1 protein-coding gene is annotated in these 665 nt (G+C 59.4%); it reads right to left on the bottom strand.

All coding sequences use genetic code 11. The features are described from left to right. Window positions 1-368 precede the first annotated feature (368 nt). Window positions 369-665: hypothetical protein (locus AB1L30_RS00055; RefSeq protein ID WP_367011322.1), on the bottom strand; the 297-nt coding region annotated here is incomplete at its 5' end.

The raw sequence follows: 665 nt of genomic DNA, 5'->3' as shown, positions 1-665 counted from the left end.
TTCATCTTCGTCTTCGCTCGTACCTTCGTTCAGGAAGATACCATCGAAGCCTTTGAAATCTTCGTCGCTGGTCGGAACCGACTTGCCGCCGGAACGTCCCATGATCTGCGAAGCACGGTCTTCTTCTGGCGAGCGTTCCATCAACACGCACTGGTGTTTCCTTATTCATTTGCTCGTATCTTTCGTGGGCCTTTGTACGCGAGAACAAGCTCCAAGTGTTACCTGCATCTCCAGCGTTGGCCGCCGCTCGGCTTCCGACCGCAACGCAACCTTGCCGATCCGGAAAACAATCCCGGATTGCATTCCACTGGTACTCCGTTATTTGATCGTTCGAGCGACCTTCTTCATCGGCGCCAGCTTGGTGTGGATTACGCGGCGATACCAGTCTTTGAAATAAGTGGCGCGGCGAGGTCGGCGGCCGAACTTGCTTCCAGCCGCCCGGCCACGCGCTGCAGCCGGTAGTAATGGCTCATGCCGACATAGTGGACGAAGGTATCGCGATAGCCGAGCCCGCGCATAATCCGCAGCAGGCGGGCGGGCGCCTGGTTGTAACTGTCGTCGTAGGCGGTGCAGATGCCGGCCCCGTGCGGCGGCAGCAGCACATCGCCGATTTCCAGCATCGCGCGTTCCCCGTCGCAGGCGATCGCGCTCATTTCCGCCCAGCC

Source organism: Bremerella sp. JC817, from assembly GCF_040718835.1.
GTDB lineage: Bacteria > Planctomycetota > Planctomycetia > Pirellulales > Pirellulaceae > Bremerella.
The sequence above is the reverse complement of the archived record's forward strand: the minus strand, read 5'-3'. Positions and strand labels throughout refer to the sequence as shown.